At 68.5% G+C, this 19,261-nt stretch carries 13 protein-coding genes; 4 read left to right on the top strand and 9 right to left on the bottom strand.

Annotated features, from left to right (window positions below; genetic code table 11):
- Positions 1-90: 90 nt before the first annotated feature.
- The 7 genes from AC1DGW_RS09845 to AC1DGW_RS09815 form a co-directional block, all read right to left on the bottom strand.
- Positions 91-1,395, bottom strand: a complete 1,305-nt coding sequence (locus tag AC1DGW_RS09845) for an ABC transporter permease (RefSeq protein WP_478022284.1) — start codon at positions 1,393-1,395, stop codon at positions 91-93.
- 19 nt (positions 1,396-1,414) lie between these two features.
- Positions 1,415-2,671: an ABC transporter permease gene (locus AC1DGW_RS09840; RefSeq protein WP_478022280.1), complete on the bottom strand. Its 1,257-nt coding sequence runs from the start codon at positions 2,669-2,671 to the stop codon at positions 1,415-1,417.
- Positions 2,668-3,978 (bottom strand): ABC transporter permease, encoded by a 1,311-nt coding sequence (locus AC1DGW_RS09835; RefSeq protein ID WP_478022278.1) that lies wholly within the window; start codon positions 3,976-3,978, stop codon positions 2,668-2,670. Before AC1DGW_RS09835 ends, AC1DGW_RS09840 begins: the two co-directional genes overlap by 4 nt.
- Before the next feature lie 117 nt (positions 3,979-4,095).
- Positions 4,096-5,313, bottom strand: a complete 1,218-nt coding sequence (locus tag AC1DGW_RS09830) for an ABC transporter permease (protein WP_478022275.1) — start codon at positions 5,311-5,313, stop codon at positions 4,096-4,098.
- An 8-nt stretch (positions 5,314-5,321) separates the two neighbouring features.
- Positions 5,322-6,644 (bottom strand): ABC transporter permease, encoded by a 1,323-nt coding sequence (locus AC1DGW_RS09825; RefSeq protein ID WP_478022698.1) that lies wholly within the window; start codon positions 6,642-6,644, stop codon positions 5,322-5,324.
- Between the two features lie 18 nt (positions 6,645-6,662).
- Positions 6,663-7,385, bottom strand: coding sequence for an ABC transporter ATP-binding protein (locus AC1DGW_RS09820; RefSeq protein ID WP_478022273.1), 723 nt, complete (start codon positions 7,383-7,385; stop codon positions 6,663-6,665).
- A 46-nt stretch (positions 7,386-7,431) separates the two neighbouring features.
- The gene (locus tag AC1DGW_RS09815) at positions 7,432-8,700 is read right to left on the bottom strand and encodes an efflux RND transporter periplasmic adaptor subunit (RefSeq protein WP_478022269.1); all 1,269 of its coding nucleotides are present in this window, start codon (positions 8,698-8,700) and stop codon (positions 7,432-7,434) included.
- 218 nt (positions 8,701-8,918) lie between these two features.
- Here AC1DGW_RS09815 and glmS point away from each other — a divergent pair, with 218 nt between their 5' ends.
- The gene (glmS, locus tag AC1DGW_RS09810) at positions 8,919-10,751 is read left to right on the top strand and encodes a glutamine--fructose-6-phosphate transaminase (isomerizing) (RefSeq protein WP_478022267.1); all 1,833 of its coding nucleotides are present in this window, start codon (positions 8,919-8,921) and stop codon (positions 10,749-10,751) included.
- A gap of 63 nt (positions 10,752-10,814) precedes the next feature.
- Here glmS and chrA read toward each other — a convergent pair whose 3' ends face one another.
- Positions 10,815-12,044, bottom strand: coding sequence for a chromate efflux transporter (chrA, locus tag AC1DGW_RS09805; protein WP_478022264.1), 1,230 nt, complete (start codon positions 12,042-12,044; stop codon positions 10,815-10,817).
- Between the two features lie 250 nt (positions 12,045-12,294).
- Positions 12,295-14,553, bottom strand: a complete 2,259-nt coding sequence (locus AC1DGW_RS09800; RefSeq protein WP_478022262.1) for a winged helix-turn-helix domain-containing protein — start codon at positions 14,551-14,553, stop codon at positions 12,295-12,297.
- A gap of 341 nt (positions 14,554-14,894) precedes the next feature.
- On the opposite strand from AC1DGW_RS09800, the gene AC1DGW_RS09795 reads away from it, so the two are divergent.
- The 3 genes from AC1DGW_RS09795 (at position 14,895) to AC1DGW_RS09785 (ending at position 19,123) form a co-directional block, all read left to right on the top strand.
- The gene (locus AC1DGW_RS09795; protein ID WP_478022260.1) at positions 14,895-15,263 is read left to right on the top strand and encodes a hypothetical protein; all 369 of its coding nucleotides are present in this window, start codon (positions 14,895-14,897) and stop codon (positions 15,261-15,263) included.
- Positions 15,264-15,527: 264 nt separating this feature from the next.
- Entirely contained in the window at positions 15,528-16,448 is a 921-nt protein-coding gene (locus tag AC1DGW_RS09790; protein ID WP_478022258.1) for a helix-turn-helix transcriptional regulator, read from the top strand.
- A 59-nt stretch (positions 16,449-16,507) separates the two neighbouring features.
- Positions 16,508-19,123: a TonB-dependent receptor plug domain-containing protein gene (locus AC1DGW_RS09785; RefSeq protein WP_478022256.1), complete on the top strand. Its 2,616-nt coding sequence runs from the start codon at positions 16,508-16,510 to the stop codon at positions 19,121-19,123.
- Positions 19,124-19,261: the final 138 nt, after the last annotated feature.

Raw genomic sequence — 19,261 nt, 5'->3', positions numbered from 1 at the left:
GGTTCTCCGGAAGCGGAAATGAAAAACGAGGAGTGGGAAGTGAGCGGAGAGCCGTTTCGCCTGCTCCCCACTCCTCCAGTTGTTCCAGCTTTATTGGCTCTTGAGCTGCAGCGCCGGCGTCACCTGCATCGCCCGCCATGCCGGCAGGATGCCGGCCAGCAGGCTGGCGGCGATGGCCAGGGCGAAGGTCAGCAGCAGCATCGAGCCGTCCAGGTGCGCAAGCGACGCGTATTCGGCCGGACGCTGCCGCACCGCCCACAACCCGCCGAGCGCGAACAGCAGGCCGAGCAGGCCACCGGCCAGCCCCACCGTGCCCGCCTCGACCAGGCATTGCTTGAAGATCTCCATGCGGCTGGCGCCGAGCGCGCGGCGCACGCCGATCTCGCCGCTGCGGCGCAGGAACTTGGCCAGCAGCAGGCCGACAGTGTTGACCAGGCACACCAGCAGGAAGCCGAACGCCAGCCACATCTGCAGGCGCACGTCGCCGGGCACCACGCCGCGGTAATCCATCCACGCCATCACGTCGCGCAGGCGGGTATTGGCCGGGCGCTCGAAGCGGCCGGCTGCGCGCTGCTGGTCGGAGTAGTTGTCCAGGTAGGTCTTGAACGCTGCAGCGTCGCCGGCCGAGTCCAGCTCCACCCAGTACTGGATCCAGGCGCAGGGCACGTTCAGCGCGGTCGCGTCGTTGACGATCTCGCGGCCGAAGCAGTTCATGTTGCCGCTGCGGTCCAACTCCAGGTCGCGCGAGGTGGAGAACGGCAGGAACACCTCTTCCTTGCGGTCGAACTTGCCGACGAACACGTCGTAGAACAGCGGCTGCGGCGACCAGGTATCGAGTACGCCGACGATGCGCAGAGGGTGGCCTTCGAACAGCACTTCGCGGCCGACGCTGTTCTCGCCCTTGAACAGCTTCTCGTTGAGGGTACGGCCGATCACCGCGACCCGCGCGTGGCCGGTGTCCTCGGCGGCGCTCCAGCCCTGTCCGTACAGGAACGGCGTGTCGAACATCGGGAAGAAATCGCCCGAGGTGAAGCGTGCGCCGACGCTGAAGGGCTTGAGCGCGTCCACGCGCGGATCGACGATGCCGTCGCCGCCGGTCATCATCGCCTGCCGCGGTGCCTTCTTCTGCCGCAGCAGTTCCTCGGCGTCGAAGCGGGTCAGCTGCTGTTCCGGCTCCTCGCCCGGCTTGTAGCCATCGCGGGTGTAGGGATCGAGCTGCACGTAGAACAGGCGCTCGCTCTTGTGCGGGATGGGGTCGCCGGAAAGCACCTTGAACACGGTCAGGGTGGTCATCGCCGCGCCGATGCCGAGCGCGATGGCCAGGACCATCAGCGCGGTCAGCACTTTGTTGCGGCGGAAGCTGCGCAACGCCAGTTTGAAGTAGTAGGTAAACATGATTGTTTCCTTGCGCGGCTCAGGCGCTGCGGGTGGCGACGATGGGTGGGACGGCAGCGGCGCGCAGCGCCGGGCCGAGTACGGCCAGTTGGCCGAGCAACCATACGGCGATGGCGCCGGTGATGACCATGTGCGGGTCCAGGTGATCCAGCTCGAACCGGCGCATCAGCCATTGGTTCAGGACGAAGGCCAGCAGCGTGCCGAGCAGCACGCCGGCGCCGACGATCAGGAAGTTCTCCAGCTGGAAGTAGCGCAGGATGTCGCGGCGGGTCGCCCCCAGTGCGCGGCGGATGCCGATCTGCTTGGTGCGTTGCTGCACCCAGAAGCTGGCAAGCCCGGTCACGCCCAGGGCGGTGATGGACAGCAGGATGGCGACGATCGCCAGCAGCATGCGCGCGGTCGCGCGCTCGTTGCGGAAATAGTCGGTGCGAAGTTCGGCCACGCTCTTGACCTCCTGCTGCACGTGGCCGGGATTGGCCTGCTGCATCGCCTTGGCCGCCAGCGGCAGGACCTGCTGCAACTGGCCGGGCTTGCTGCGGATCAGGTAGCCGCCGCCCAGTCCTTCGCTGCTGAGCTTGAACTCGATGAGCATGGCGTCGTCGTCGTCGGCATGGCCGGTGATCGCGGCACGCAGCGGGGCGATGACGCCAACCACGCGCAGGGCGACCGGATTGCCGAATACGTCGGTGTGCAGGGTTTTCCCCAGGGCCGATTCGCCCGGAAACAGGCGCGAGGCCAGTGGCTGGGTGAGCAGGGCGGGCATCTGCGCAGGGGGTGTGGATGCTGCGCCGCCGTTCCCGGGTTCGCTGAATATCTCCTGCGGCGTGGGGATTTCATCTTCGAGGAGGTCGCGGCCTTCCAGCACCTGCACGCCCAGCACGCGGTTCAGTCCCTGGCTGCCGACGAACTGGTAAGGCCGCGCCTGCGGCTGCGAGGCATCGGCGTGCAGGAACACCGGCATGCGCGGCACGCCCCACAAGGGCACGATGCCGAATGCCGCCGCCTCCACGCCGGGCACCGACAGCAGGGCCGCCAGACTGCTCCCGGCCGTGCCGGGGTTGTCGGCGCCGATCACGCCGATGCTCTGGATCAGGCCAACGTCGCTCTCGGTGATGCCGGTGGGTTGGGCGGCACGCTGGAAAGTGCCGGTGATGATGAACATCAGGTTGCACAGCACGGCCAGGGTCAGGGCGATTTCCAGGACCAGCAGGAGTACCGATGCGCGGTGGCCGCGCAGGGCCGAAACAACGGGGCGCATGTGGGTGAAGAGGTTCATGACGATTTCACCTGCAGGGCGGGGGAGACGCCGGCGGCGCGCCAGGCCGGCCAGACGCCGGCCAGCACCGCCGAGCACACGGCGAGCGGCAGGGCCACGGCGAGCATCGGCAGGTCCAGTTGCACGCTGCCTGCGTAGGCCATGGGCTGCTGCCGCACCAGCCAGAGGCCAAGCCAGGCCAGGGGCAGGCCGGCCAGCCCGCCGATCAGTCCAACCAGCCCCGATTCGGTGAGGCATTGTAGGAAGATGGCCCGGCGCGGCGCGCCCAGGGCGCGGCGCACGCCGATCTCGCCGGACTTGCGCAGGAATTTGGCGATCAGCAGACCGATGGCGTTGACCAGGCACACCAGCAGCACGCCGAAGGCGATCCAGGTCTGCATGCGTACCGTGGCCGGGATCACGCGCTTGTGGTCGAGCCAGTCGATCACGTTGCGCAGGCGCACGTTCGGGGCGCGCTGGAAGCGTCCCAGCTGGTGTTGCTGCACGCTGTAGTTTTCCAGCGTGCGCAGGTAGCCGGCGGCCTGCGTGGCGCCGTCCAGCCGCACCCAGAACTGCACCCAGCTGCAATCCGGCGTTTTCGGATCGTGGCCGCCGTTGCCGCCGCCGCGTGTCCAGCAGCGCATCGGCCCGTAGCCATAGTCCTGCGGCAGCTCCATCCAGGTGAAGAACGGCAGATACATCTGTTCGGGCCGGGCAAACGCGCCGGAATTGACGTCGTGGAACCTGGGGCGCGGGTTCCAGTCGTCGATCACGCCGACCACGCGGAAATTGCGGGTGGCGATGACGAGGCTGCGGCCCACGCTGTTGGCGCCGTCGAACAGGCGGTCGTTGAGCGTGCGGGTCAGGACGACGACCTGCGCGCGGTCGTCGTCCTCGCGTTGCGACCACGCGGCGCCGTGGATGAAGTGGATGTCGAACATGTCGAACAGATCGGCGGTGGCGGCGCGGGTGGTCACCATCGTCAGCGGGCTGTTCTCCACGTCGGCCCGCATCGGCAGCCAGTTGCTGCTGGTCAGCGTGCGCTGGCTGGGGCCGGGCAGCGCGTACAGGTTCTGGGCGTCCTGCCAGGTCAGGTCGTCGGGCGGCTCGGAATCGGCGCCTTCCAGATTGGCCGGGCGCGGATCGACCTGCGGGTGGTACAGCACGCTGCTGCGGGTCGGAACCGGATCGCCGCTCAGGTTGTGCAGAACGGTCAACATCGTCATGGCGGTGCCGATGCCCAGGGCGATGGCCAGCACCATCAGCGCGCTGAGCGCCCTGTTGCGGCGGAAGCTGCGCACGGCGAGTTTGAAGTAGTACGCGAGCATGGTGGGCTCTTTTGTTTCCTCAGGGCATCAGGCCGTCAGGCATCGGATCGTGATTCCTGCGCAGGCGGGAATCACGGATCGAAGCGATGCAGGCAGGTCACGGGCATGTTCAATGGGTTAGGTGGAGCGGGTGGCGACGATGGGCGGGACGGTGGCGGCGCGCAGCGCCGGGCCGATGACGGCGGCCTGGCCCAGCGCGAACAGGGCGAGCGCGCCGAGCGGCAGATAGAGCAAAGGCAGCCGCGCGGTCTCGAAGAAATGCATCAGCAACTGGTTGCCGGCATAGGCCAGCAACATGCCCAGCACGATGCCGGCGCCGGTCAGCAGCAGGTTTTCGGTCTGGAAATAGCCCACGACCTGGCGACGGGTGGCGCCGAGCGCGCGGCGGATGCCGATCTGCCTGGTGCGCTGCTGCACCCAGAAGCTGGCCAGGCCGACGATGCCCAGCGCGGTGACCAGCAGCATCGCCAGGCACACGCCCAGCAGCAACCGGGTCATGGCGCGGTCCTGGGTGAAGTAGTCATGGCGCAGCTCGGCCAGGGTGCGGCTGTATTCGCGGTTGAGGATGGCTTCGGGCGCCAGCGTTGCCGCGGCGGCCACCGCGTTGTGGAGGATGCCGGGCAGGTCGCGCGGATCGGCGCGCAGCACGTAGGTGCCGCTCTGCGCGTCGGTGACGACCGGCACGATCACCGACCACTGCGCCGCGGCGACACCGCCCTCGCTGCGGCCGGGGTTGGGCACGGCGAAGTGCTCGACGATGCCCGCCACGCTGAAGCGCGAGCTGGCCATCCAGAACTCCTTGCCCAGCGGGTTCTCGCCGGGCCACAGGTGCGCGGCGAAATCGCGGGTGATCCATACCTGCACATTGGCCGGCAGGAAGTTGTCGATGGGCTGGTAGTCGGCGGCGGTGAAGGCACGGCCCTGTACCGGCCGCAGCCCCAGCGTCTGGATCGCACCCGGGTCGAAGGTGTAGAAGTGCGGGACGCCGCCGAAGCGCTTGCCTTCCGGGTCCAGTGTGATGCCGGCGACGCCGGCGCGCTGCGCGAACGGCACGCTGTTGACCACGCCGGCGGCCTGCACGCCGGGCTGGCGGCGCAGGAAGTCCAGCCAGCGGCCGTTGATGTCGGCGGGGTTGCAGCCTTCGCAGTCGTTCAGCGCCAGCGTGGCCAGCGATGCTTCGTCCACGCCGCTGTCCAGGCCGATCAGGTCGATGCGCGCCACCGCCATGAACAGCGCGTTGCACAGCACCGCGCAGGCCAGGGCGATCTCCAGGGTGATCAGCAGGGCCGAGACGCGGTGCCGGGTCAGGGTCGCGAGGATGGGTTTGATGTCCATGATCATGTTCACAGCGACTTGACCTGCAGGGCGGGATCGATCCGGCTCGCGCGCAGCGCCGGCAGCAGGCCGGCGACGAGCGTGGTGGTCACGGCCAGGGCGAAGGTGAGGGCAAGCATCGGCAGGTCCAGGTGCACCATGTCGGCATATTCCAGCGGTTGCTGGCGCACGTTCCACAGGCCCAGCAGGGTCAGGCACAGGCCGGCGAGGCCGCCGGCCAGGCCGATCAGCGCGGCTTCGACCAGGCACTGCGCGAACACCATCGAGCGGGTGGCGCCGAGCGCGCGCAGCACCCCGATCTCACCGCTGCGGCGCAGGAACTTGGCCAGCAGCAGGCCGACGGTGTTGAACAGGCAGATGCCGAGGAAGGCCAGTGCCAACCAGGCCTGCAGGCGTGCATCGCGCGGCACCGCGCCGTTGTAGTCCAGCCATTCCATCAGGCCGGGCAGGCGCATGTTGCCGGTCTGGCTGACGCGGCCCAGTTCGTGCTGCTGGCGCACGTAGCCGTCCATGAACTGGCGGTAGGCGGCCACTTTGGCGCTGCTGTCCAGCTGCACCCACAGCTGCAGCCATACGCAGTTGGAGTTTTCCAGGTAGCCGGGGCGCTCGGGCAGGCCCCAGCAGGTGAACTGGCGGAAGTTGCCGGCGTTGATCTGCAGGCCGGTGAAGAACGGCACCATCACGTCCTCGGGCTTGGCGTAGTACGACGCCGTATCGCCTTGGGCGAAGCGGCCGCCGGCCACCGTGTAGAACTGCGGCGAGGGCCGCCACGGCGCCAGCACGCCGACGATGCGCACGTCGCTGCCGCGGATGCGCAGCATTTTCCCGGTGCTGTCCTTGCCGCCGAACAGGTGCTGGTTGAGGTCCCAGGAGATCACCGCCACGCGCGCGCGGCGCTCGTCGTCCTCGGCCGACCAGCCGCTGCCCCAGGCCATCGGCACCTGGAACATCGGGAAGAAGTCGGCGGTGGTGGAAAGCATCGTGGTCATGCTCGCCGGCTCGCCGTTTTCCGGTGCCTGCAGCTTCACCGGGCTGTCCACCACCAGTGCCTGGCGGTCGCCCTTGCCCGCCCGCCACAGGTCCACGGCCGAGGTGTAGTCGAGCATGTCCGGCGGGTTGGTGCGTGGCTCCACGCCCGGCATCGCATCCAGCTGCGGGTAGTACAGGTGCTGGCTGCGGCCGGGCAGCGGGTCGCCGGAAAGCAGGTGCCGCACGGTCAGGGTGGTCATCGCCGCGCCGATGCCCATGGCGATGGACAGCACCATCAGCCCGGTGAGCACCGGCGTGCGGCGCAGACTGCGCAGGCCCTGGCCGAGGTAGTACGGGAGCAGCGACAACATGTCCGGTCCTCAGTCCTGCGTGGCCGCTTCGGTGGCCGCCACGCCACGGCCGAGCGACGGCTCGCGCAGCAGGTCGGTGGCCTGGCCGTCGACGATGTGCACGTTGCGCTGCGCGCGCGCGGCCAGTTCCGGATCGTGGGTCACCATGACGATGGTGGTGCCCTGGCTGTTGATCTCCTCCAGCAGTTCCATGACGCCGCGCGCCATCTGCGTGTCCAGGTTGCCGGTCGGTTCGTCGGCCAGCAGCAGGCGCGGGCTGCCAGCCAGGGCGCGGGCGATGGCGGCGCGCTGCTGCTGGCCGCCGGACAGTTCGGCCGGATAGTGCTTCATGCGCGAGCCCAGGCCGACGCTGCTCAGCGCCTTCTCGATGCGCTCGCGGCGCTCGGCCGAGGGCATGCCACGATAGCGCAGCGGCACGTCGACGTTGTCGAACAGGTTCAGGTCGGGGATCAGGTTGAAGCCCTGGAAGATGAAGCCGATCTTCTGGTTGCGCAGGCGCGAGCGGGCGTCGTCGCCAAGGTGGCTGACGTCCTGGCCGTCGAGCAGGTACTGGCCGCTGGTGAAGGTCTCCAGCAGGCCGGCGATGTTGAGGAAGGTGGTCTTGCCAGAGCCCGACGGACCGGTGACGGCGACGAACTCTCCTTCGCGCACGTGCAGATCGAGCGAGCGCAACGCATGGGTTTCGACCTGTTCGGTGCGGAAGACCTTGGAGACGGATTGCATCTGGAGCATGGGAAGTTCCTGCGCTGGAAAGGGAAATGTTGGGAAGGACGGGGGATCAGTTGATGGAAACGCGTTCGGCGTCGCCGAACAGGTCGGTACCGGAAACGACGACCTTCTCGCCCGGCTGCAGGCCGGAGACGATCTCGACTTCGCCCAGGCTGCTGACGCCGAACTGCACCGGACGGCGGCTGGCGGTGCTGCCGTTGACCACCCAGGCATAGCGGCCGCCGGACTGCTCGACGAACGGACCGCGCTCGACCTTGATCACGTCCTTGCGGGTGTCGAGCAGGATGCGCGCGCTCATGCGCTGGCTCTGGCGCAGGCCCTCGGGCTGCTTGTCGGAGAAGCGGATGCGGGCCACGACCTCGCCGTTGACCACCTCCGGCGATACCGCCGAAATCTCGCCCGGGAACGGCTGGCCGGAACCGCTGGTGAGCTGGGACGGCATGCCGATCGCCAGGTCGCGGGCGAAGCTTTCCGGCACCTTGATCTCGATCTCGAAGCGCGACAGGTCGACCACGCCCAGGATCGGCGCATTGGTTGCGACCTGGGTGTGCTGGGTGGCCTGTACCTGGCCGACCTGGCCGTCGAACGGCGCGCGCAGGGTCAGCGCATCGACCTGGCGCTGCACTTCGTCCACCACCGCCTGCTGGCGGTTGGCGAGCAGGCGCTTGTTGCGTGCGTCCAGGTCCGCGCCCTGGCTCTGCAGCGCGGCGTCGCTCCTGGCGTGCTGCAGGGTGATTTCGGCCTTCTTCAGGTCATCCTGTGCCTTGGCCAGGTTGACCTGCGGCACCGCGCCGCCGTCGTAACCGCGCTGGTAGCGCTCCAGATCGCGGGCGGCGGCCTGGCGGTCGATGGCGGCCTGATCGGTGACCTTGCTGGCGGTGGCGCGGGCCAGGGTGGCGTCGAGCGCGGCGCGGCTGGCCTCGGCCTCCAGACCGGCCAGGGTGGCCTGCTCCTGCGCCAGCTTGCTGCGCAGTTCCGGGCTGTCGATCACCGCCAGTTCCTGGCCCTGCTTGACCACGTCGCCGGCCACCACCTTCAGGGTCACGGTGCCGGCGGAGATGGCGTACAGCACCGGGCTGTTGGCGGCGATGACGCGGCCGTCGGCGGCGATGTCGCGGACCAGGTCGCCGCGGCCGACGGTGGCGATGCGCAGGCGCGCGCCATCGAACGAACGCGAGCCGCCGAGCCAGCCCTTGGCGACGAAGCCGATGCCGGCCAGGACCACCACCGCGGCGACGGCCGGCCACAGCCAACGGCGCCACTTCGGCTGGGAGCGCTGGGAAAGTGTCTGGTCCTGTGCGGAAGTGTCGCGGATCATCGTCGGCATCACTGGAAGAGTTGGTATCGGTTAAGCAGATCCCGTGCCAACTTTCAAGTTGCTGAAAATAAAGAAATATATTCTGGGTGATGATGTGTCCGGGTGTCCGCGGACACCGCCGCGGACAGTGTCCGCGGGGGTGATGTCCGGCCATTGTCCGGTGGATGTCCGAACCGGCTGACCTAGAATGTCCGCCTGTGAATCCGGATGGATGGACTATGTGCGGCATTGTGGGAGCGATCGCTGATCGCGACGTGGTACCGGTACTGATCGAAGGACTGAAGCGGCTGGAGTACCGGGGCTACGACTCCTCCGGCATCGCCGTGCTGAACGACCGAGACGTCCGCCGCGTGCGCCGCACCGGCCGCGTGGCCGAGATGGAGAACGCCGCCGCCGCCGAAGGTTTCGCCGCGACGCTCGGCATCGGCCACACCCGCTGGGCCACCCACGGCGGCGTCACCGAATCCAACGCGCATCCGCACATCAGCCATGGCGTGGCGCTGGTGCACAACGGCATCATCGAGAACCACGAGGAACAGCGCGAGCGCCTGCGCGCGCTGGGCTACGAATTCGAATCGCAGACCGATACCGAGGTCATCGCGCACCTGATCCACCACCACCTGCAGACCGACCACGACGACCTGCTCGGCGCCCTGCAGCGCGCGGTGAAGGAACTGACCGGCGCCTACGCGCTGGCGGTGATCAGCCGCAAGGAGCCCGGGCGCATGGTGGTCGCGCGCATGGGCTGTCCGCTGCTGGTGGGCCTGGGCGAAGGCGAGAACTTCGTCGCCTCCGATGTCTCGGCGGTGATCTCGGCCACGCGCCGGGTGATGTTCCTGGAAGAGGGCGACACCGCCGAGCTGACCCGCGCCGGCGTGCGCGTGTTCGGCGCCGACGACACGCCGGTCCAGCGCGAGGAGCGCATGTCCGACGTGTCGCTGGCTTCGCTGGAGCTCGGCCCGTACCGCCACTTCATGCAGAAGGAGATCCACGAGCAGCCGCGCGCGCTCGGCGACACCATCGAAGCGGCGATAGACGCCGGTGGTTTCCCTGCCGGACTGTTCGGCCGCAACGCCGAGGCGGTGCTGGCCGGCATCGAGGGCGTGCAGATCCTCGCCTGCGGCACCAGCTACTACGCCGGCCTGACCGCGCGCTACTGGATCGAAGCCATCGCCGGCCTGCCGTGCAGCGTGGAGATCGCCAGCGAATACCGGTACCGCGCCGCCTACGCCAACCCGAAGCACCTGGTCGTCACCATTTCCCAGTCCGGCGAGACCCTGGACACGATGGAGGCGCTGAAATACGCCAAGTCGCTGGGGCACGCGCACACGCTGTCGATCTGCAACGTGCCGGAGAGCGCGATCCCGCGCGCCAGCGAGCTGGTCTGCTACACCCGCGCCGGCGCCGAGATCGGCGTGGCGTCGACCAAGGCCTTCACGACCCAGCTTGCCGCGCTGTTCCAGCTGGCGGTGGTGCTGGGCCGTCTGCACGGCCGCGTCGATGCGGCACAGGAAGCCGATTACCTGGAGCAGTTGCGGCACCTGCCGGGCAGCGTGCAGCACGTGCTCAACCTGGAGCCGCAGATCGTCGCCTGGGCCGAGCGTTTCGCTGGAAAGTCGAACGCGCTGTTCCTCGGCCGCGGCCTGCACTATCCGATCGCGCTGGAAGGCGCGCTCAAGCTCAAGGAAATCTCCTACATCCACGCCGAGGCCTATCCGGCCGGCGAGCTCAAGCACGGGCCGCTGGCATTGGTCGACGCGGAGATGCCGGTGGTGGTGATCGCGCCCAACGACAGCCTGCTGGAGAAGGTGAAATCCAATATGCAGGAAGTGCGCGCGCGCGGCGGCGAATTGTTCGTGTTCGCCGACCAGGACAGCAACTTCACCGCCTCCGAAGGCGTGCACGTGATCCGCACGCCGCGTCATGCCGGCGTGCTCAGCCCGGTGGTGCACACCATCCCGGTGCAGCTGCTGGCTTATCACACCGCGCTGGCGCGCGGCACCGACGTGGACAAGCCGCGCAACCTCGCCAAGAGCGTCACGGTGGAGTGAGCGCGGTGATATCCGCTTGAGGACAGGGCGGCCGGAGCGGAAGAACCGTTTCCGGCCGCTTGTTCATTGCAGACCGGCGATGCCCAGCATCCCGCCCGCGGCGCCGCAGCCGATCACCACCAGCCACGGCGGCAGTTTCCAGAGCGCGAGTGCAGCCAGTGCGGCCAGCGCCAGCACGATATCCAATGGCGCATGGATGGCGCTGGTCCACACCGGGTCGTAGAGCGCGGCCAGCAACAGGCCGACCACTGCCGCGTTGATGCCGGTCAGCGCGGCGCGCATGCGCGCGTTGCCACGCAGACGGGTCCAGAACGGCAGGGCGCCGGCCACCAGCAGGAAGGACGGGGCGAATATCGCCAGCAGGCACAGCAGGCCGCCGATCCAGCCCGACGGCGCGGCCTGCGTGGACGCGCCGAGGAAGGCGGCGAAAGCGAACAGCGGACCGGGCATTGCCTGTGCCGTGCCGTAGCCGGCGAGGAAGGCGTCGTTGTCCACCCAGCCCGGCGGCACCACCGCAGCCTGCAGCAGCGGCAGCACCACGTGGCCGCCGCCGAACACCAGCGCACCGGTACGGAAGAAGGCGTCCGCCTCGGCGATGGCCTGGCCCGGCCGCAGTGCGGCGAGCAGCGGCAGCCCGGCCAGCAGGCCAAGGAACGTGGCCAGCCACACCGTGCCGGCCCGCCGCCCGACGGGTATCGTCCATGCAGCGCGTTCCCGTGGCGGCGTGGGCTTGAACAGCAGCAGCCCGGCCGCCGCGGCCGTGGCGATGATGCCCGGCTGCGTGAAGGCGGAAGGGGCGAGCAGGGCGACACTGGCGGCCGCCAGCATGAGGGCGAGCCACGCGCCGCCCGCGTACAGATTCCGGTACATGCTCCAGACCGCCTGCGCCACCACCGCGACCGCCACGATCTTCAGCCCGTGCAGCGCGCCGGCCGACATCGCGCCCGGGTGCGTGGACAGGAATCGGGCGAACGCGATCAATGCGACGGCCGAGGGCAGGGTGAAGCCGGCCCAGGCGGCGAGCGCGCCGCGATAGCCGCATCGCGACAGGCCCAGCGCCATGCCGACCTGGCTGCTGGCCGGTCCCGGCAGGAACTGGCAGAGCGCGACCAGGTCGGCATAGCCGCGTTCGTCCAGCCAGCGCCGCCGCACCACGAACTCGGCGTGGAAATAGCCCAGGTGCGCGACCGGCCCGCCGAAGGAGGTCAGGCCCAGGCGCAGGAACACGAGGAAAACGCGCCATGCGCTTTCCACGGCATCCGGGTGCCTATCTCCGTCGGAAGGCGCATCCATCTAAGGAACCACGGCCGCTCCCTGGCGAAGTTGGACCGGGATCGCCGTACCTCCCTTCGCGATGGGCATCACCGGCGCATGGCGGATGTGGCGATGACCTGAAGAGGGGGAGCGGGAAGCATGCGGCGGACATGAAGGTGCGCGGCGACAGGGGTAACGGACATTAGCGCAGGTCGATGACGGGAGCGCCCATTGCCTCGGGTCGTGTGTTCCGGCCGGAGCGGAAGGCGGAACTCCATTCCGCCAGCTGCTATCGGGCAGTCCCGGCCAGCGCCTGCAGTGATGTCCAGCCGACATCGATGTTGTGCTCCAGCGGCAATGAGGCGTAGAGCCAGCGCCCCTCGCCGTCCACACTGCTGGAACCGGCCAGCGTGGCCTGTCCGGCGATCAGGCAGGTTCGTCCGCCGTCCACCGGATGATCGCCACCCAGCGGCAGCCATGCGGTCCTGCAGCCATCGATCGGCCCGTTGTAGTAAAGCGCTCCCCCGGTGATGTTCCATTCGCGGTAGTGGGCGGCATCGGGGAAGTGGGTGTCGTAAGGGACGACCGACTGCAACCCGGGATCGGCACACCAGACTCCGGTCCGCGATGGTCGGGTGAAGCAGATCTGTTGCCCGGCCGGGTCATGGCGGGCGACGGCCACGTCTTCCAGCGTCGCGATGCTGCGCCAGTCCGGCAGCGAATAGAGCACCAGTCGCAGTTTGCCCTGGCCACCGTCAGTGCCGACCAGCAGGTGGTCCGGCCGGTCGGTATAGGCGGCGAACGCCGGCGAGGGCGCCGGTACCGGCAATGGGGTCGCCGTGTCGCTGCCGACCTCGACCTCGAACAGACGGTCGCCGTCCTCGCCACGTCCGATTACCAGCAGCCTGCGGCCGTCGCCCGACCATACCGGCGGATGGCGCGGCACCGGGACGATGCCGGGCACCGCGCGCAGGGTTTCCGGGTGCGCCGGCTGGCCGATCCACAACTGCGCGTGCAGGCTGCGGTCCGACACGAAGGCCAGGGTGCTGCCGTCCGGGGAGATGCCGGGTGTCAGGTCCACGCCGCTGGAGGCGAATACCGGCTCGCCGGCGCCGCTGCCATCGGTGCGGAAGCGGAACATGCCACTGCGCAGCCGGTCGATCTCGAACGTCATCGACCAGTCGTCCGCGGCGATATCCGGCTGGATCGGATTACCGCTGGCCAGCACCGGCAGCGGAACCGGATCCCCGCCGGACAGATCGACGCGGTACAGCCGCACCTCTTCCTTGACCAGGCTGAAGACCACGCCTTGGCTGTCGGGCAGCCAGGCCCAGCCGCGGATGTCGCCGCGCAGGGTGGTAAGCCGGCGCGGCGCGCCGCCTCCGGCGGGCATCATCCACAGGTCGCCGAGCGTGGTGCCGCGACGGAAGCCGAGCCAGCGTCCATCGGGGGAATGGCGCGGCAGTGAGTCGACGGCATCGCGGTCGACGCTGTAGTCCAGCGGCTGCCAGTGTCCACTGGCCAGATCGAGCCGGCGCAGGGCGCCGCCCGGGCCTGTCGTGGCGCGCGTGCCTCCGGCGATGAGGGCGCGGCCGTCGGGCGTCCAGTCGAACGGCAGCCCGTCCGGGTTCGCGCAATCGCCCGCGGCGCGCTCGCCGCTGCCGTCGGCGGCCACGACCATGAAACGGCAGTCCTGGCCGGAGTTGCGGACGAAGGCGATGCGTCTGCCATCGCGCGACCACGCCGGCAGGCTGTCCTGTTCCCCGGGGCCGGGGAACAGGAACTGGCGCGCGCTGGCCTGCGAGGTGCGCTGGATGTGCAGCAGTTGCCTGCGGGTGCGTGGATCGAGGCGGGCGAACACCAGTTGCGTTCCGTCGGGTGACAGGCGTGGCGTGGTTTCCTGCTCGGGCGAGGAAACGATGGCCCGATATTGCAGCGACGCCTCACGCGCGGATTCGGCGTGCGAGGGTGCCGGGTCCCTGTCGCGCGCGGAGCCTGCATGGAGGAACAAGGCCAGCAATCCGAGCAGTGTCGATGCCGCTGCTGCCACCGCCCACCAGCGCCGCCGGGGCGGTGTGGCAGGCGGGGGCAGGGACGGCGCGGGCTCGCAGACTGCAACAGGTGGCGCCTGCCATTCGTGCGCGGCCAGCAGGCGATAGCCGCCCTTGGCGATGGTCTCGATGTAGCGTGGTGCTTCGCGGTCGTCGCCGAATGCCTTGCGCAGCAGGGCGACGGCCTGGGTCAGCACATCGTCGGTGGGCAGGGTGTCGGGCCATACGCGCGCCAGCAGCGCATCGCGGCTGACCACCTTGCCGGCTTCGTCCACCAGCGCCAGCAGCACCTGCAGCGACTTGAGCGTCAATCTCCGGGACCCGCCGTCGATGCGCGAGACCACGTTGCGCCGCGCCAGATCGACATCGTGATCGCCCACGCGCAGGAGTCCGGAAGGGACGGCCTGCGCTCCCGCTGCGTTGCCCTTGCGACGTTCGTCGATGACTGCCCGTTCTTCCATTCCGCCGGTCTGCCCGAGTGCAGGCTTGGCCAGCATGCCCCGCCTTGATCATGGAGATGACGCGGGCCGCGCATGCACGGCACGCTGACGTCGTCCGCCCAGTGCGATGCAAGGCCGTACCGGCCGTTCCATCACGGGGCGGAGGATGCTGGCGGTGTGGATGCGGCGGCATGTGCCTTTGGTCAGGTCGCGCAGCGGCGTTCAGGCTGGCGATGCCTTTGGCCTGCCTGACGCAGGAACGCGGCCGCATTGTTTGCATGCTCTGGCGTCTGGCCCGCTCCATGGTCATCGCGACTTCAAGCAGATTCCGCCGCGGCGCCCGCTGCCTAGCCTTGCATCCGTGTCCATTCCGGGCACGGATGAAGAAGGAAAGCGTCATGTACCGATGTCTGATGATCGCCCTGTCCCTGGGAACTGCCGCCATGCTGCCGGTGGATGCCCTGGCGGCCGGGAAGAGCGCCGACGCGCTACCGACCTGCGTCACTCTGTCCGGCCAGCACACGGCGGTGCGCGCGGGCGCCGAGCGCATGCTCATCGCCGATGGCGACAAGCATCTCCGCCTGGATTTCGGCGGCTACTGCGAGGCGACCATGCGGAGTTCGAGCGTGGTGGTCGCCACCCGCGGCAGGGAGAACGTGGTCTGCACGCGCGGCAGCGTGGTGGCTGCCAGGGGCGCCTCCTGTGCGGTGCGCGAGATGCGTGTGATCGACGAGGCCGAATACAGGCGCCATGCCCGCCGCCGCTGACGCCGCGGTTCCCCGCCACCGACGAAGGCCCGCACCGGCATGCCGTGCGGGCCTTTGCGTTTCCGTGTCCGGCGCGGATGGTGGAAACGTGCCGATGGCAGCGGCGGCGGGGAGTGTCCGCACTGTCCGGTTGTCCGCGGAGCGGACGGTCCGCGCGGCGCGTGGCGCGTGGAACCGGCGATTTCGGAAAGATTTCGGCTGCATTTCCGGCATTTCAGGCCTCGAACGATCAAACAGATGGCCAGATCCGACAAAGGAGTGGTCATGCAGGTGCAAGTGCAGGTACTGAGGCTCGATCGCGGCGAGGTGCAGGAGCTGGAACGCGGCGGCGATCCCGGCGTCCCGTGGTTGGTGGCGGTCGCGCGTGGTGCCAGTCTGGCGGTCAACCCCGCCGAGGCGTCGCTCTGGCTGGTGCTCAGGGGCGGGCTGGACATCGCGGCCCGCACCGGTGCGTTCCGGCTCGGTGCGGGCCAATGGATCCATTTCGATCGTGGCGCCTGCCCGGTGCTGCATGCCGGCGAGCGCACCGTCGCCATCGGCATGGTCATACCGGCCGACATGCAGATGCAGGCGCTGCGTTCGCCGCAATTGGCGCTCTTCCCCGGTCGTGGCGCGATGTCGGCGCTGATGCAGCGGTTGCTGGCGCGGCGCTGGCGGGCGGTGGCGGGCACGCCTGCCCGGGGCATACAGGCCATCGCGGCCGACCGGTGGCAGATGGAGCGATGGCTGCGCGCGGCCGCCGGCCTGCAGCAGGGCCAGCAGGCCCAGATCGCGCGCTGCCCGGGGCGCTCGCTGTCGCACCGGCGCCAGGTGTACGCGCGCATGCAGCGCGCGCTGCTGTACATCGAAGGACACATGGACCGCGTGGTCCGGATCGGCGAGCTGGCCGAGCTGAGCAGCATGTCGGTCTGGTATTTCACCAAGACCTTCCGCGCGGTCTATGGCGAATGTCCGCAGGCCGCCTCGGTACGCCTGCGCCTGGCCAACAGCGCACGGCTGATACGCGAGACGCCGCTGTCCATCACCGAGGTGGGAGTGGCCAGCGGCTTCGAGAACAACTGCAGCTTCTCGCGCGCGTTCCGCACGCACTTCGGCGTTTCCCCCTCGCTGTACCGCAACGGCGAGCGGAGCGTGCCGGCAGACCGTGCAAACCCAATGGACAGGGCATGCGGCGCAGTGGCGTGAGCGGCTCTTTAACGTCGTGTGGCGTTAACGCCTCACTAACATCATCAGGAGAGAAATCCGTGAAAACCCGCTACTCCATGCAGGCCGTCCGGCGGGCCGCGCTCCCGCTGGGAATCGCCGCCGCACTGGTTCCGTTCGCTTCCCTGGCGCAGTCGCAGTCCGACGTATACAGCCTGGACCGGATCGAAGTGACCGGCTCGCGCATCAAGCGCGCCGACGTCGAAGGCGCCGTGCCGGTAACCGTGATCGACCGCGCCGCGATCGACGCCAGCGGCCATGTTTCCGTCGCCGACGTGCTGCGCGACACCACTTTCGCCTCGTTCGGGAATTTCAGCCCGCGCTCGGGCAGCAGCGCGCAGGCCGTGTCCGACGTCGACCTGCGCGGCATTGGCTCGGATCGCACGCTGGTGCTGGTCGATGGCCGCCGCGCCCCCTATGCGCCGTCGCTGGGCAGCAATGCCGACCTCAATACCATTCCGTTGGCGGCGGTGGAGCGCATCGAGATCCTGTCCGACGGCGCCTCCGCGTTGTATGGCTCCGATGCCATCGGTGGCGTGGTCAATGTGATCCTGCGCAAGGATTTCGATGGCGCCGAGGTGCGCATCGGCAAGGGCACGCCGAGCGTGACCGGTGGCGATACCGACGAGGCCTCGGTGCTGTTCGGCACCTCCGGCGAGCGCGGCAACCTGATGTTCGGTGCATCGTACAACTCGCGTGGCATCGTCTTCGCGCGCGACCAGCTTGGCGGCGATATCCGCGGCGGCTCGCTGTACGGAAACAATTTCTATTTTGAAAGCGCGACCGAACCGGGCGAGGAGGGCGAGGCCGGCGGCGCGCTGCCGGGCTATGCCTGCAACGATCCGGATTTCTGGATGAACGGCAAGAACTGCGTCTACGACTACAACGCCGAGGCCGCCAACGAAGCTTCGATAAAGAACAAGTCACTGTTCGCGCGCGGCACGCTGCAGCTCAACGATGCGGTGTCCCTGTATTCGGCGGCCAGCTACAGCCATGCCAGCAGCTTCGGCCGCTATGCGCCGACGCCCGGCGTGCTCTACGTGCCGGAAAACTCCCCCAACGACCCGGTCCCGGGCGATGGGCGCGGCGCATTCGTCTACCACCGCTATGCGGCCGCGGGCAATCGCGACACCTTCGTCGACAACACCGTGCTGGACATCAACCTGGGGATGAACTGGCAGGTTGGCGACCGGCTTTCCATCGATGCCGGCCTGCGCCGCAGCGATGCCCGGCTGGGCGAGCTCGGGCGCGGTTACATCGTCACCCCGCTGGCCGAGGCCGCCGCCGCCGATGGCCGTTACAACCTGCGCGATCCTTTCGGCAATGCGGAAGACGTGATCAAGGGCTTCACCACCACCACCAGCCGCGACGGCAAGTTCGTCATCGAGGAGGCCTATGCCAATGCGTCGCTGGACCTGTTCGACATGGCCGGTGGGCGCTCCGCGGTGGCCTTCGGCGTCGAGTCCCGCAGCGAGGACTACGCCGACATCTACGACTCGCTGTCCGAGGCCGGGGTGGTCGCCGGCTCGGCGGGCAACTCGGCGGCCGGCAGCCGGCGCGTGAACGCGGCCTATGCCGAGTGGCTGCTGCCGGTGATGGACCGCTTCGACTTCACCCTGGCCGCCCGCTACGACCGCTACAGCGACTATGGCGGCGACCTGTCGCCCAAGGCGTCCCTGCGCTGGCAGCCGCTGCCCAACCTGACCCTGCGCGCATCCGCGGGCAAGGGCTTCCGGGCGCCTACGCTGAACCACATCCACGCAAAGCGTTCGTTCTCCGCCGAACAGGTACAGGATTACCGGACCTGCCTGGCGATGGGGTATTCGGCCGTGGACTGCGGCGGCGACGCCAACAATGACGGCATCGCCGATGGCCCGGTGGGCAAGAACGTCAGCTACCAGGTCGATACCTGGTACAGCGGCAATCCGGATCTGGGTTCGGAGCATTCGCGGCAGTACAGCCTGGGCATGGCATGGGATCCCCTGGATTGGCTGAACGCGACCTTGGACTACTACCACATCCAGATCGACAACCGCATCCGCCTGATCGAATACCAGGAGCTGGTGGATTTCGACAACAACGGCTTGCCGCTCCCATCGGGCACCAAGGTGGAGCGGCGTCCGAACGGCTCGATCAAGCAGGTCGATACCGCCTTCGCCAACGAGGGCGACCTGACCACGCGCGGCCTGGACCTGAATCTGCGCGGCAGCTTCCAGGATACTCACTGGGGCAAGTTCGAGAGCTGGCTGCAGCTCGGCCGCGTACTTGAGTTCAAGGTGGTCGATGGCACCCTGGTCAAGGACCGCCTGGGCTGGGTGACCGCACCGAAGATGCGCGGCAGCCTGCGCAATACCTGGACCTCGGGCAACTGGAGCCTCAACTGGAACGCCAATTACATTGGTGCCCAGAGGAACCCGTCGGTCAAGCCCAGCTTCGGCTTCTTTGCGGGCGATCCCGACACGCGAGTGGGCAGTTACGTGACCCATGACCTGGCGTTGACCTACAAGACGCCGTGGAACTCCGGCATCACCCTGGGCAGCAACAACGTCGGCGATCGCTACCCCACGCCGGTCGAAGTCAACAGCCGCCCGTGGAACTTCAATCTGTACAACGGGTATGGCCGCATTATCTATATGCGCTACACGCAGAAGTTCTGACGGCCGGTAACAACGTTCCGGCGATGGGCGCCCCGGGGGGGCGCCCGTCGCCGTATCCGGCCCCGGGGGAGTGCACGGCCTCGCTGCCGGCGATATGCCACAATCGCCGCCGCACGGCAGGAAGCTGCAGGACCCCGA

Source organism: Stenotrophomonas sp. 05N423 (genome assembly GCF_056397145.1).
The sequence above is the reverse complement of the archived record's forward strand: the minus strand, read 5'-3'. Positions and strand labels throughout refer to the sequence as shown.